This window comes from Streptomyces sp. NBC_00286 (assembly GCF_036173125.1).
GTDB lineage: Bacteria > Actinomycetota > Actinomycetes > Streptomycetales > Streptomycetaceae > Streptomyces.
The window spans coordinates 2,673,816-2,686,463 of record NZ_CP108054.1; the positions used below are offsets into that span (position 1 = coordinate 2,673,816).

General features: G+C 63.5%; 8 protein-coding genes, 1 tRNA gene and 3 rRNA genes. 2 read left to right on the top strand and 10 right to left on the bottom strand.

Going from position 1 to position 12,648, the window contains the following annotated elements; translation table 11 throughout:
- Window positions 1-19 precede the first annotated feature (19 nt).
- The 8 genes from OHT21_RS12025 to thyX form a co-directional block, all read right to left on the bottom strand.
- Window positions 20-92 (bottom strand) — tRNA-Thr (locus OHT21_RS12025).
- Window positions 93-183: 91 nt separating this feature from the next.
- Complete coding sequence (locus tag OHT21_RS12030) at window positions 184-846, bottom strand: DegT/DnrJ/EryC1/StrS family aminotransferase (RefSeq protein ID WP_328774054.1); 663 nt, start codon at window positions 844-846, stop codon at window positions 184-186.
- A 114-nt stretch (window positions 847-960) separates the two neighbouring features.
- Window positions 961-1,077, bottom strand: a 5S ribosomal RNA gene (gene rrf, locus OHT21_RS12035).
- Between the two features lie 91 nt (window positions 1,078-1,168).
- Window positions 1,169-4,294, bottom strand: a 23S ribosomal RNA gene (locus OHT21_RS12040).
- Window positions 4,295-4,612: 318 nt separating this feature from the next.
- Window positions 4,613-6,139 (bottom strand): 16S ribosomal RNA (locus OHT21_RS12045).
- Together the 16S, 23S and 5S rRNA genes form the textbook arrangement of a ribosomal RNA operon.
- A gap of 418 nt (window positions 6,140-6,557) precedes the next feature.
- Complete coding sequence (locus OHT21_RS12050) at window positions 6,558-8,243, bottom strand: ribonuclease J (RefSeq protein ID WP_328768259.1); 1,686 nt, start codon at window positions 8,241-8,243, stop codon at window positions 6,558-6,560.
- Window positions 8,244-8,379: 136 nt separating this feature from the next.
- Window positions 8,380-9,279: a 4-hydroxy-tetrahydrodipicolinate synthase gene (gene dapA, locus OHT21_RS12055; RefSeq protein ID WP_328768260.1), complete on the bottom strand. Its 900-nt coding sequence runs from the start codon at window positions 9,277-9,279 to the stop codon at window positions 8,380-8,382.
- Between the two features lie 212 nt (window positions 9,280-9,491).
- Window positions 9,492-10,232 (bottom strand): FAD-dependent thymidylate synthase, encoded by a 741-nt coding sequence (gene thyX, locus OHT21_RS12060; RefSeq protein ID WP_328768261.1) that lies wholly within the window; start codon window positions 10,230-10,232, stop codon window positions 9,492-9,494.
- A 201-nt stretch (window positions 10,233-10,433) separates the two neighbouring features.
- Between thyX and OHT21_RS12065 the strand changes: the two genes are divergently transcribed.
- Both OHT21_RS12065 and OHT21_RS12070 read left to right on the top strand, forming a co-directional pair.
- Complete coding sequence (locus OHT21_RS12065) at window positions 10,434-10,673, top strand: hypothetical protein (protein WP_165344405.1); 240 nt, start codon at window positions 10,434-10,436, stop codon at window positions 10,671-10,673.
- 110 nt (window positions 10,674-10,783) lie between these two features.
- The gene (locus tag OHT21_RS12070) at window positions 10,784-11,341 is read left to right on the top strand and encodes a PH domain-containing protein (RefSeq protein WP_328768262.1); all 558 of its coding nucleotides are present in this window, start codon (window positions 10,784-10,786) and stop codon (window positions 11,339-11,341) included.
- A 71-nt stretch (window positions 11,342-11,412) separates the two neighbouring features.
- Here OHT21_RS12070 and OHT21_RS12075 read toward each other — a convergent pair whose 3' ends face one another.
- Window positions 11,413-11,865: a hypothetical protein gene (locus tag OHT21_RS12075; RefSeq protein ID WP_328768263.1), complete on the bottom strand. Its 453-nt coding sequence runs from the start codon at window positions 11,863-11,865 to the stop codon at window positions 11,413-11,415.
- Window positions 11,866-11,882: 17 nt separating this feature from the next.
- The gene (gene dapB / locus OHT21_RS12080) at window positions 11,883-12,635 is read right to left on the bottom strand and encodes a 4-hydroxy-tetrahydrodipicolinate reductase (RefSeq protein WP_328768264.1); all 753 of its coding nucleotides are present in this window, start codon (window positions 12,633-12,635) and stop codon (window positions 11,883-11,885) included.
- Window positions 12,636-12,648 lie beyond the last annotated feature (13 nt).

Genomic DNA, 12,648 nt, shown 5'->3' on the forward strand with positions numbered 1-12,648 from the left:
CGGAGGCCTTTGCCATCAGAGCCCCCAAACGGAATCGAACCGTTGACCTTCTCCTTACCATGGAGACGCTCTACCGACTGAGCTATAGGGGCCTGTCGCTCGTTGGGATTTTCCGCGCGGCGACGGCATAGATCATACCCCGAACAGGAGAGTGCTCCCAACCGTGTTCGACCCCCTGCTCGGCTAGAAAGCAGGTTGCAACAACCCACCGAGCGCATTGCAAGCCGACACGATCCGATGCATCTCACGCTTCGTCAAAGCAGCGTGCACTGGCAGCGCCAGCGTCTCGTCGGAGGCGCGCTCGGTCTCCGGCAGATACACGTCCCGCCGGAACCCCGGCATGCGGTGCACAGGAGTCTTCACCGGCACCCAGCACTCAACTCCCCTGGCCCGCACGGCCCGTGCGAAGGCGTCCCGGTCCGGCCGCCCATTGCCCGGCACCCGCACGACGTACTGCTGATACGTGTGCCCCATGCCGCCCTCAGGCGTCCGCACCCCGCTCAACCGCCTGTCCAGATACGCGGCATGAGCCCTACGCTGCCCGACCTCGTCGTACGGCGCCTTCGACTCGCTCTGCTCCAGCACCAGGAGACCGTGCCGCTGCCCAGTCCGCCGCAGCCCCGCGAGATCAGCAGACCGACCGAAGCGGTGTACGGCGACGACAGCCACCGTCCGCGGTCCGACGACGGCATCGACGGCTGCGGCATCGAGGCAGTACGTGGCCGGGTCGATATCGGCGAACACCGGCATCGCACCGGTCAGGCTCACGGCCTCGGCGACCTCGACGTTCCCGAACGCCGGCACGATGACCTCGTCACCAAGTCCGACGCCCGCGGCCCTGAGCATTCCCACAGTCCCCATACTCGGGATGCTTATCTCACAACGTGAACACGAAGTGACGCACAACAAAAAAGAGCTGGTCCCCAAACCGAAGTTCGGGAACCAGCTCTTTCAATATTTGTTCGGCGGTGTCCTACTCTCCCACAGGGTCCCCCCTGCAGTACCATCGGCGCTGTAAGGCTTAGCTTCCGGGTTCGGAATGTAACCGGGCGTTTCCCTCACGCTATGACCACCGAAACACTGTGAAACACTCAACCGGCAACCGTCCTGTGGCCCAGGACAGGGGTTGTTCGTGGTTTCAGAACCAACACAGTGGACGCGAGCAGCTGAGGACAAGCCCTCGGCCTATTAGTACCAGTCACCTCCAGCGGTTACCCGCCTTCCAGATCTGGCCTATCAACCCAGTAGTCTCCTGGGAGCCTTAACCCCTCAACGGGGGTGGGAGTCCTCATCTCGAAGCAGGCTTCCCGCTTAGATGCTTTCAGCGGTTATCCCTCCCGAACGTAGCCAACCAGCCATGCCCTTGGCAGAACAACTGGCACACCAGAGGTTCGTCCGTCCCGGTCCTCTCGTACTAGGGACAGCCCTTCTCAAGACTCCTACGCGCACAGCGGATAGGGACCGAACTGTCTCACGACGTTCTAAACCCAGCTCGCGTACCGCTTTAATGGGCGAACAGCCCAACCCTTGGGACCGACTCCAGCCCCAGGATGCGACGAGCCGACATCGAGGTGCCAAACCATCCCGTCGATATGGACTCTTGGGGAAGATCAGCCTGTTATCCCCGGGGTACCTTTTATCCGTTGAGCGACGGCGCTTCCACAAGCCACCGCCGGATCACTAGTCCCGACTTTCGTCCCTGCTCGACCCGTCGGTCTCACAGTCAAGCTCCCTTGTGCACTTACACTCACCACCTGATTGCCAACCAGGCTGAGGGAACCTTTGGGCGCCTCCGTTACTCTTTAGGAGGCAACCGCCCCAGTTAAACTACCCATCAGACACTGTCCCCGATCCGGATCACGGACCCGGGTTAGACATCCAGCACGACCAGACTGGTATTTCAACGACGACTCCCCCCGCACTGGCGTGCGAAGTTCACAGTCTCCCAGCTATCCTACACAAGCCGAACCGAACACCAATATCAAACTGTAGTAAAGGTCCCGGGGTCTTTCCGTCCTGCTGCGCGAAACGAGCATCTTTACTCGTAGTGCAATTTCACCGGGCCTATGGTTGAGACAGTCGAGAAGTCGTTACGCCATTCGTGCAGGTCGGAACTTACCCGACAAGGAATTTCGCTACCTTAGGATGGTTATAGTTACCACCGCCGTTTACTGGCGCTTAAGTTCTCAGCTTCGCCTAGCCGAAACTAGACTAACCGGTCCCCTTAACGTTCCAGCACCGGGCAGGCGTCAGTCCGTATACCTCGCCTTACGGCTTCGCACGGACCTGTGTTTTTAGTAAACAGTCGCTTCTCGCTGGTCTCTGCGGCCACCCCCAGCTCACCGTGTAAAACGGATCACCAAGAATGGCCCCCCTTCTCCCGAAGTTACGGGGGCATTTTGCCGAGTTCCTTAACCATAGTTCACCCGAACGCCTCGGTATTCTCTACCTGACCACCTGAGTCGGTTTAGGGTACGGGCCGCCATAAAACTCGCTAGAGGCTTTTCTCGACAGCATAGGATCATCCACTTCACCACAATCGGCTCGGCATCAGGTCTCACCCTTGGTGAACGACGGATTTGCCTATCGTTCGGGCTACACCCTTACCCCGGGACAACCACCGCCCGGGCTGGACTACCTTCCTGCGTCACCCCATCACTCACCTACTACCAGATCGGGTCACCGGCTCCACCACTCCCCTCAACTCCGAAGAGATCAGGGCGGCTTCACGGGCTTAGCATCACTGGATTCGATGTTTGACGCTTCACAGCGGGTACCGGAATATCAACCGGTTCTCCATCGACTACGCCTGTCGGCCTCGCCTTAGGTCCCGACTTACCCTGGGCAGATCAGCTTGACCCAGGAACCCTTAGTCAATCGGCGCACACGCTTCCCACGTGTGAATCGCTACTCATGCCTGCATTCTCACTCGTGAACCGTCCACAACTCGCTTCCGCGGCTGCTTCACCCGGCACACGACGCTCCCCTACCCATCACAGCGGGCGTTGGCCCTCATGCTGCAATGACACGACTTCGGCGGTACGCTTGAGCCCCGCTACATTGTCGGCGCGGAATCACTTGACCAGTGAGCTATTACGCACTCTTTCAAGGATGGCTGCTTCTAAGCCAACCTCCTGGTTGTCTCTGCGACTCCACATCCTTTCCCACTTAGCGTACGCTTAGGGGCCTTAGTCGATGCTCTGGGCTGTTTCCCTCTCGACCATGGAGCTTATCCCCCACAGTCTCACTGCCGCGCTCTCACTTACCGGCATTCGGAGTTTGGCTAAGGTCAGTAACCCGGTAGGGCCCATCGCCTATCCAGTGCTCTACCTCCGGCAAGAAACACACGACGCTGCACCTAAATGCATTTCGGGGAGAACCAGCTATCACGGAGTTTGATTGGCCTTTCACCCCTAACCACAGGTCATCCCCCAGGTTTTCAACCCTGGTGGGTTCGGCCCTCCACACGGTCTTACCCGCGCTTCAGCCTGCCCATGGCTAGATCACTCCGCTTCGGGTCTTGAGCGCGCTACTGAATCGCCCTGTTCGGACTCGCTTTCGCTACGGCTCCCCCACACGGGTTAACCTCGCAACACACCGCAAACTCGCAGGCTCATTCTTCAAAAGGCACGCAGTCACGAGAATGAAGAACAAGTCTTCATTCCGACGCTCCCACGGCTTGTAGGCACACGGTTTCAGGTACTATTTCACTCCCCTCCCGGGGTACTTTTCACCATTCCCTCACGGTACTATCCGCTATCGGTCACCAGGGAATATTTAGGCTTAGCGGGTGGTCCCGCCAGATTCACACGGGATTTCTCGGGCCCCGTGCTACTTGGGTGTCTCTCCAACGAGCCGTACAGATTTCGACTACGGGGGTCTTACCCTCTACGCCGGACCTTTCGCATGTCCTTCGCCTATCCATACGGTTTCTGACTCGCCGACCAACCGGCAGATTGGTCAAGAGAGATCCCACAACCCCGTACACGCAACCCCTGCCGGGTCTCACACGTATACGGTTTAGCCTCATCCGGTTTCGCTCGCCACTACTCCCGGAATCACGGTTGTTTTCTCTTCCTGCGGGTACTGAGATGTTTCACTTCCCCGCGTTCCCTCCACACCGCCTATGTGTTCAGCAGTGGGTGACAGCCCATGACGACTGCCGGGTTTCCCCATTCGGAAACCCCCGGATCACAGCCTGGTTGACGGCTCCCCGGGGACTATCGCGGCCTCCCACGTCCTTCATCGGTTCCTGGTACCAAGGCATCCACCGTGCGCCCTTAAAAACTTGGCCACAGATGCTCGCGTCCACTGTGCAGTTCTCAAACAACGACCAACCACCCACCACCCCGCCGCACTCGGCGAGTTCACTGGGGCCGGCACCGAAGACACCAGGCTCATCACCCGTGCCCTCAGACACCCAACAGCGTGCCCGACCAGGTCCCGTCCGAAGATCATGCGTTCCACGCTCCGAAGAGCAGTACTGGCAGCCTCCGACCCGTGACCAGGCCGATTAATCAACGTTCCACCCATGAGCTGACCACCGTCGGACATACGCCGACGTAATGGCTCTGGACCACCAAGCAAGGCTTGGCGGCCAGGTGCTCCTTAGAAAGGAGGTGATCCAGCCGCACCTTCCGGTACGGCTACCTTGTTACGACTTCGTCCCAATCGCCAGTCCCACCTTCGACCGCTCCCCCAGACAAGCTGGTTGGGCCACGGGCTTCGGGTGTTACCGACTTTCGTGACGTGACGGGCGGTGTGTACAAGGCCCGGGAACGTATTCACCGCAGCACTGCTGATCTGCGATTACTAGCAACTCCGACTTCATGGGGTCGAGTTGCAGACCCCAATCCGAACTGAGACCGGCTTTTTGAGATTCGCTCCACCTTGCGGTATCGCAGCTCATTGTACCGGCCATTGTAGCACGTGTGCAGCCCAAGACATAAGGGGCATGATGACTTGACGTCGTCCCCACCTTCCTCCGAGTTGACCCCGGCGGTCTCCCGTGAGTCCCCAACCCTCCGAAGAGGTTGCTGGCAACACGGGACAAGGGTTGCGCTCGTTGCGGGACTTAACCCAACATCTCACGACACGAGCTGACGACAGCCATGCACCACCTGTACACCGACCACAAGGGGGGCACCATCTCTGATGCTTTCCGGCGTATGTCAAGCCTTGGTAAGGTTCTTCGCGTTGCGTCGAATTAAGCCACATGCTCCGCTGCTTGTGCGGGCCCCCGTCAATTCCTTTGAGTTTTAGCCTTGCGGCCGTACTCCCCAGGCGGGGCACTTAATGCGTTAGCTGCGGCACGGACAACGTGGAATGTTGCCCACACCTAGTGCCCACCGTTTACGGCGTGGACTACCAGGGTATCTAATCCTGTTCGCTCCCCACGCTTTCGCTCCTCAGCGTCAGTATCGGCCCAGAGATCCGCCTTCGCCACCGGTGTTCCTCCTGATATCTGCGCATTTCACCGCTACACCAGGAATTCCGATCTCCCCTACCGAACTCTAGCCTGCCCGTATCGACTGCAGACCCGGGGTTAAGCCCCGGGCTTTCACAACCGACGCGACAAGCCGCCTACGAGCTCTTTACGCCCAATAATTCCGGACAACGCTTGCGCCCTACGTATTACCGCGGCTGCTGGCACGTAGTTAGCCGGCGCTTCTTCTGCAGGTACCGTCACTTGCGCTTCTTCCCTGCTGAAAGAGGTTTACAACCCGAAGGCCGTCATCCCCCACGCGGCGTCGCTGCATCAGGCTTGCGCCCATTGTGCAATATTCCCCACTGCTGCCTCCCGTAGGAGTCTGGGCCGTGTCTCAGTCCCAGTGTGGCCGGTCGCCCTCTCAGGCCGGCTACCCGTCGTCGCCTTGGTGAGCCATTACCTCACCAACAAGCTGATAGGCCGCGGGCTCATCCTTCACCGCCGGAGCTTTTAACCTCCACTCAGGAGAGTGAAAGTGTTATCCGGTATTAGACCCCGTTTCCAGGGCTTGTCCCAGAGTGAAGGGCAGATTGCCCACGTGTTACTCACCCGTTCGCCACTAATCCCCACCGAAGTGGTTCATCGTTCGACTTGCATGTGTTAAGCACGCCGCCAGCGTTCGTCCTGAGCCAGGATCAAACTCTCCGTGAATGTATTCCCGTAATCGGGATGACACACACGAGAGCGGAACCCCCCGCGGAATGAACGGAAGGGTTCACAGCGTCCTCGCTGTGTTTTCTTCAAAGGAACCTCGCCACCAGGAACAATCCCGGTGTCGGGGTATCAACATATCTGGCGTTGATTTTTGGCACGCTGTTGAGTTCTCAAGGAACGGACGCTTCCTTTGTACTCACCCGAGATACCAAATCTCGCGGCTTTCCTCCGGGCTTCCCTTCGGTGTTTCCGACTTTATCAGAAGATTCTGAGTCGGAATTCCCGTCCCGCTCGGGCTGGTTCCCCATGCACAGTTGCGCCGGGTTCCCGTTCAGGCGGAGCCGTAAACGTACTGGAGCGGGGCGCCTCGATGCAAATCGAGGCGCCCCGCTCCCAGTTGCACGCGTGCGAGGTGTCAGACCTCGACCACGACAGGAAGGATCATCGGCCGACGGCGATAGGTGTCCGAGACCCATTTGCCCAGCGTGCGGCGGATGAGCTGCTGCATCTGGTGGGGTTCGACGACACCGTCCTGGGCCGACCTCTCCAGGACCTCGGTGATCCTCGGGAGGACGTCGCTGAAGGCCGAGTCCTCGATTCCCGAGCCGCGTGCCTGGATGTGCGGGCCGCCGGTGATCTTGCCGGTACTGGAGTCCATCACCACGAAGACCGAGATGATGCCCTCGTCGCCGAGGATCTTGCGGTCCTTCAGCGCGGGCTCGCCGACATCGCCGACCGAGAGGCCGTCGACGTACACGTATCCGGCCTGGACCTTGCCCGAGATCTTGGCCTTGCCCTCGACGAGGTCGACGGCGACGCCGTCCTCGGCGATGACGATCCGGTCGTGCGGGACTCCAGTCAGGGCGCCCAACTCGGCGTTGGCGCGCAGGTGACGCCATTCGCCGTGGACCGGCATCAGGTTCTTGGGCCTGCAGATGTTGTAGAAGTACAGGAGCTCGCCGGCCGAGGCGTGGCCGGAGACATGCACCTTGGCGTTGCCCTTGTGGACGACGTTGGCGCCCCAGCGGGTGAGGCCGTTGATGACGCGGTAGACCGCGTTCTCGTTGCCGGGGATGAGTGACGAGGCCAGGATCACCGTGTCGCCCTGGACGATACGGATCTGGTGGTCCCGGTTGGCCATCCTCGACAGGGCTGCCATGGGCTCGCCCTGCGAACCCGTGCAGACCAGCACGACCTCGCCGTCCGGCAGATCGTCGAGCGTCTTGACGTCGACGACCAGGCCCGGCGGGACCTTCAGGTATCCGAGGTCTCGGGCGATGCCCATGTTGCGGACCATCGAGCGGCCGACGAAGGCGACCCTGCGGCCGTATTCGTGGGCTGCGTCGAGAATCTGCTGGATGCGGTGGATGTGGCTGGCGAAGCTGGCCACGATGATCCGCTTGCGGGCGTTCGCGAAGACCTGCCGCAGCACGTTCGAGATGTCGCGCTCGGGCGGGACGAAGCCCGGAACCTCGGCGTTCGTCGAGTCCGAGAGAAGGAGGTCGATGCCCTCCTCGCTCAGTCGCGCGAACGCGTGTAGATCTGTGAGGCGGCCGTCCAGCGGGAGTTGGTCCATCTTGAAGTCGCCGGTGTGTACCACCATGCCCGCGGGGGTGCGGATGGCGACCGCGAGGGCGTCCGGGATGGAGTGGTTGACCGCCACGAACTCGCAGTCGAAGGGACCGATGCGTTCGCGGTGGCCTTCCGCGACCTCGAGTGTGTAGGGGCGGATGCGGTGCTCCTGGAGCTTCGCCTCGATGAGAGCGAGGGTCAGCTTGGAGCCGATCAGCGGGATGTCCGGCTTCTCGCGCAGGAGATAGGGGACACCGCCGATATGGTCCTCGTGGCCGTGCGTGAGGACGATGCCCTCGATGTCGTCGAGGCGGTCCCTGATGGACGTGAAGTCCGGCAGGATCAGGTCGATTCCGGGCTGTTCCTCCTCGGGGAAGAGCACTCCGCAGTCGACGATCAGCAGTCGGCCGCCGTACTCGAAGACCGTCATGTTTCGGCCGATTTCGCCGAGCCCGCCGAGTGGGGTGACCCGGAGGCCGCGCTCGGGGAGCTTCGCCGGGGGGCCGAGTTCAGGATGCGGATGACTCAAAAGACTCTCTCCTCACCACGCACGCCACGTACCTGGCAGGGCACGTGGCGCGCATGACGTTCGTGCAGTAGCAGTTGTCTTGGTCGTGCAGGCCTTGGGCCTGCGGGTCGTACGTATTCAGTTGTGAAGTCTGTGATCAGAGCTGTACCCCGCCGGCGGCAAGATCGATCTTGAGCTGGGCGGTCTCCTCGGGGGAGAGTCCGACCATGGGCAGGCGCAGCGGTCCGGCGGGCAGGCCCTGGAGCGCGAGCGCGGCCTTGGTGGTCATGACGCCCTGGGTGCGGAACATGCCGGTGAAGACCGGCAGCAGCTTCTGGTGGATCTCAGTGGCCTTCTGGACGTCGCCGCTGATGTACGCGTCGATCATGGCCCGCAGGTCGGGGGTGACGACATGGCCGACGACGGAGACGAAGCCGACCGCGCCCACGGACAGCAGTGGCAGGTTCAGCATGTCGTCGCCGGAGTACCAGGCGAGGCCGGAACGGGCGATGGCCCAGCTGGCGCGGCCGAGGTCGCCCTTGGCATCCTTGTTGGCGACGATACGCGGGTGCTCGGCCAGGCGCACGATCGTTTCCGAGTTGATCGGTACGCCGCTGCGGCCGGGGATGTCGTAGAGCATGACCGGGAGTTCGGTCGCGTCGGCGATCGCCGTGAAGTGCCGGTACAAACCCTCCTGCGGGGGCTTGTTGTAGTACGGCGTGACCGCGAGGAGGCCGTGTGCGCCCACCTGCTCGGCGGTGCGGGCCAGCTCGATGCTGTGGTGGGTGTAGTTCGTGCCGACTCCGGCGACGATGTGGGCACGGTCGCCGACCGCTTCCAGTACCGCCCGTACGAGGTCCGCTTTCTCCGCGTCGCTGGTGGTCGGGGACTCGCCGGTGGTGCCGTTGATGATCAGGCCGTCGTTGCCTGCGTCCACCAGGTGGGTGGCGAGCCGCTGCGCGCCGTCCAGGTCGAGAGTTCCGTCCGCCGTGAAGGGCGTGACCATTGCGGTGAGGACCCGCCCGAAGGGGGTCTGCGGAGTGGAGGTCGGAGCCATGGGTAACACGCTACTCGCTGCTCAGCGCGCGGTCTGCCCTCGGGTCGGGCGACAAGTCGCGACAAAGGTGGAGCCCGGCACTGCCTGCTCGGGGGTTCAGGCAGTGCCGGACCCGTTTGATCAGGCTAGATGAACTACTAGAAATGCCGCAATACGGACACTTCGCTCGGCTGACCCGTACATCTGTGCCGCATGCCGCGAGCGAGTGCGCGCTACGGCGCCACCCGGCCGTTGGCGTTGAACGCTGCGTACGTGAGAGGCATGAGCTTGGCCCATTCCGCCTCCATCTTCTCGCCGACCATCTCGATCTCCCGCTGAGGGAAGGACGGCACCTTGGCCAGCTCATGCTGCGTACGCAGGCCGAGGAAGTGCATCAGGGAGCGGGCGTTGCACGTCGCGTACATCGATGAGTACAGGCCGACGGGGAGGACCGAGCGGGCGACCTCGCGGGCGACGCCGGCGGCCAGCATCTCCTGGTACGCCTCGTACGCGTGCACGTACGAGTCCTCCATGACGCGGCCGACGAGCTCCTGCTGGGCCTGGGTGCCCTCCACGAAGACGTACTTCCCGGGGCGGCCCTCCTGGACGAGCTTGCGGGACTCGTCGGGGACGTAGAAGACCGGCTGGAGCTCCCTGTACCGACCTGATTCCTCGTTGTACGACCAGCCCACGCGGTGGCGCATGAACTCGCGGAAGACGAAGATCGGGGCGCTGATGAAGAACGTCATCGAGTTGTGCTCGAAGGGGCTGCCGTGCCGGTCCCGCATCAGGAAGTTGATCAGGCCCTTGGAGCGCTCGGGGTCCTTCTGGAGCTCGTCCAGGGACTGCTCCCCGAGGGTCGAGACGCGGGCGGCGAACAGCACGTCGGAGTCGGCCGCGCTGTGCTTGACCAACTCGACGGTCACTTCGCTGCGGAAGCCGGGCTTGAGGTCGTCGGCGGGGCTGTCGGTCACGGCTTGCGGGGTCCTTCCCATCGCTGGCTGGGCGGCGCCCACTCTACGACCCTGCTCTGACAACGGGGCGTTCGATGGCGGGCTGCGACATTCTTCGCCGAACTTCTGCGAATTCGGTGAAACGGGGCACCTTTTGGGGCGTTCGTTCGTCTGTCTTGTTGAGAACGATCCGTTCGAGTCCCCTGAGGAGAAGCAGTTTCCATGTTCCGTCGGCGCGAGCCTGTTCCGTTCGCCTTCATCGCCGAAGCCGACAAGTTCCGCAGTAATGTCACTCCCCCGCCCCGCGAGCGTGCCTCCGCCTCGGAGGTGGTCGGGCGCTGGCTCATAGGCCTCACCGTCGTCGCCGGGCTGGCGGGCTCCCTGCTCTTCGGGATGCCCGCGCTGTCGCAGGACCAGTCGCCCGCTCAGACCCAGCAGTCCGAGGCCTCGAACAGCCGCTGAGCGCCGTCGGCGGCCGGGGGCTCATCCGGGCCCCCGAGGGTGGTGAGCAGGGACATGGCTAGGTAGCCTCACCAGGCACAGACCGTGCGTGGATTGAGTGAGGATCAGTCGTGCCCCTGCCCTTCCTGACGGCCGACCGCGCGTTCGACGAGGTGGCGGACGATCTCCCGCTGCCGTTCGACGACCGCGACCGCTGGCGACGCCCCTACCGGCCCGGCCCGTGGCGGGTCGCCATGGCGGCGCTCCTGCTGCTGCTCGCCTCGTACGTGCTGTTCGCGGCGGTCATCATCGCGGTGGCCGGCACGCTGGGCGGGGGCGCGATCGTCTTTGGTCTGGCGTTGTTCGTCATCGGCTGTGCGCTGCGGCTGTTGCGGGTGGGCGCGTGGGTGAGTGCGTCCGGGTTGCGTCAGGTGCGCTTCTTCACCACGCGTACGGCGCCTTGGGCGCAGGTCGTGGAGGTCCGCACGGTGCAGCAGCCGGTGCGCTGGCTCGGGCTGCCGCGCACGGTGCAGGGGCAGGCGCTCGTTCTCGTCCGCAGGGACCGGGCGGGCGATGAACCGACACCGCTGCTGACCACGCACAACGCGGACTTCCTGGGGCGCCCCGCGGCCTTCGACCGGGCGGCGGACGGCGTCGAGGTGTGGTCGGACGAGTACCGGCACGCGTGATCGACAGCGCGAAGGGGCCGGTCCGCGCAGGGCCGGCCCCTTCGTCGTACCACTCGTCGTGCCGCCCAAGCTCAGGCCCGCACCGGCTTGCCCTCGTGCAGGGCGATGGCGCGCTGCATCGCCTTGCGGGCGCGCGCGGTGTCACGAGCGTCGTGGTAGGCGATCGCGAGGCGGAACCAGCTGCGCCAGTCGTCGGGGGCATCCTCGGTTTCGGCCTTGCGGCGAGCGAAGACCTCGTCGGCCGAGTCGCGGTCGATACGGCCGGCCGGGGTGCGCTTCAACTCGTCGACGGGCAGGCCGCCTTCGGCGTCGAGGGCGGCGGCGAGCCGGTTGGCCTTCCGGACGAACTGCGTGTTCTTCCAGAGGAACCACAGGCCGATCACCGGCAGGATGAGGACCGCCACCCCGAAGGTGACCGTCAGGGCCGTGCCGGTCTCGATGAGCATGACGCCACGGCTGCCGACCAGGACGAAGTAGACGACGAGGACGGCGGCTGTGACGGCGTACGTGATCTTTGCGCGCATGGTGGTCGTCCGACCGCTCAGTTCAGGTCCAGGAAGTGTTCCAGGCCGAAGGTGAGGCCGGGGGTGTCCACGACGCGGCGTACGCCGAGCAGGATGCCCGGCATGAAGCTGCTGTGGTGCAGCGAGTCATGGCGGATGGTGAGGGTCTCGCCCTCGCCGCCGAGGAGCACCTCCTGGTGGGCGAGCAGCCCACGCATCCGCACCGCGTGTACGGGCACGCCGTCGACGTTCGCCCCGCGGGCGCCGTCCAGTGCCGTCACCGTGGCGTCGGGCTGCGGGGCACTGCCCGCGCGTTCCCGGGCCGCGGCGATGAGCTGGGCGGTGCGGGTGGCGGTGCCGCTCGGGGCGTCCACCTTGTTCGGGTGGTGCAGTTCGACGACCTCGACGGACTCGAAGTACGGCGCGGCGGCCTCCGCGAACTTCATGGTCAGCACGGCGCCGATGGAGAAGTTCGGGGCGATCAGTACGCCCGTCTCAGGGGAGGCGGCCAGCGAGGTGTTCAGCTGCGCGAGGCGCTCGTCGGTCCAGCCCGTCGTGCCGACCACGGCGTGGACGCCGTGTCGTACGCAGAAGTCGAGGTTGCCCATGACCGAGGCGGGCGTGGTCAGTTCGACGGCCACCTGGGCGCCGGTCTCGACCAGCGTCTCCAGTTTGTCGCCGCTGCCGAGGGCGGCCACCAGCTCCATGTCCTCGGCCGCCTCGACGGCTCGTACCGCCTCGGATCCGATCCGGCCCTTGGCGCCGAGGACCGCCACGCGCAGCTTGCTCATGTTCGTGATTCCT

What these genes read in the sequence shown, in the direction of transcription:
- OHT21_RS12030 (WP_328774054.1), bottom strand. Translation starts at nt 846, where the DNA reads ATGCTCAGGGCCGCGGGCGTCGGACTTGGTGACGAGGTCATCGTGCCG.
- dapA (WP_328768260.1), bottom strand. Translation starts at nt 9,279, where the DNA reads ATGGCTCCGACCTCCACTCCGCAGACCCCCTTCGGGCGGGTCCTCACC.
- OHT21_RS12065 (WP_165344405.1), top strand. Translation starts at nt 10,434, where the DNA reads ATGTTCCGTCGGCGCGAGCCTGTTCCGTTCGCCTTCATCGCCGAAGCC.
- OHT21_RS12075 (WP_328768263.1), bottom strand. Translation starts at nt 11,865, where the DNA reads ATGCGCGCAAAGATCACGTACGCCGTCACAGCCGCCGTCCTCGTCGTC.
- dapB (WP_328768264.1), bottom strand. Translation starts at nt 12,635, where the DNA reads ATGAGCAAGCTGCGCGTGGCGGTCCTCGGCGCCAAGGGCCGGATCGGA.